Consider the following 1,322-nt stretch of genomic DNA (forward strand, 5'->3'; position numbering starts at 1 on the left):
TGTTTTTCAACAACGTAAAAACCCTTACTTTACTGTAAGGGTTTTGGAAAATGAATTGAAAATTGAATGTTTCCATCTATTAATTTCACATCATGTTTTAACTGATGACGGGTTAAAATCGATTTTACAATTGCTAGACCTAAGCCTGTACCTGTTAAATGTTTATTTCGGGAAGCCTCCATAACATAAAACGGTTCCCATATTTGCTTAATTTGAGTAGAATTTTTAAGATTTGTTTCATTTTTAATCATGAATACAATTTCCTCATTTTCTTCGTAAATCTTAATATTAATCTCCGGTTTTTTTGTATATTTAATAGCATTACTAATTAAATTATTAAATACTTTTTCAATTTGGTCACGATCTACTTCAATACTTAGTTGGTTCGTTCTACTATATTCTTTTGTTAAAATGATATTATTTTGATTCAATTCGATTTCAAAGTTCTCCAAACTAGATTCAAAAAGCTTAATTAAGTCAAATTGTTCTATATGTAATATTTCACGTTCAATTCTAGATAACTCTAATAATTTATCGATTAATCGATTTATTTGATCTGATTGTTTAATGATTGTATCAACATAAGTTCCATCATCTATTCCATCTTTAATGCCTGCAGAATAAGCTTTGATTAAAGCCAATGGAGTTTTAAGTTCATGAGAAATATCTGATATGAATGTTTTTAAATTTGCATTCCGTTGATTTAAATCATCATGGGCAATCCTCAATTTGTCACTCATTTCGTTAATACTTTTAGCAAGTTCTTCGATTTCATCATTTGTTGAAATTTTTGCCTTTTTAAATTCTAATTGAGCGATTTCTTTTGAAATATCTTTTAATTCTTTTAATGGATCTGTTATTTTTTTTGACCAAATCCAAACCATTAAAATCAGCATTAAAATCAAGAAAATCATAATATAAATGGTGAACTTATTAACGATTTGAACAGCATCACTTAAATATACAATAGAAACACCGACTACAATAAATACATTATCCTTTTGAATAAAATCGACTAAAAAACTAGATTTCAACTTACCTTGATCATAGATTTTACTAATTCTTTTACCATTTTTAACTTGGTTTAGTGTTTGTTCTGTAACCCAAAATTTATTTAAGGATACTCTTTTTTGATATAGATTATCTCTTAATAATCCATTAAACTGGTCTAAATTTGTTTGAATTGGTTCATAAGCGATTGTTATATTATTTTTTTGTTCCAAATGATTAATTGACTGTTTAAACTCAGCCATTGGCATCTTGTTTATCGCAGTTGAAAGGTCATGGACTCTATTTCTCATCTGAAATAAGTAATATTTAGG

General features: G+C 26.9%; 1 protein-coding gene. It reads right to left on the bottom strand.

Features of this window, described 5'->3' with window-relative positions; genetic code table 11:
• Window positions 1-29: 29 nt before the first annotated feature.
• On the bottom strand, window positions 30-1,322 hold a 1,293-nt coding region (locus CN514_RS24955), incomplete at its 5' end, for a sensor histidine kinase (protein ID WP_176526086.1).

Source organism: Bacillus sp. AFS001701 (assembly GCF_002559405.1).
Taxonomy (GTDB): Bacteria; Bacillota; Bacilli; order Bacillales; family Bacillaceae_G; genus Gottfriedia.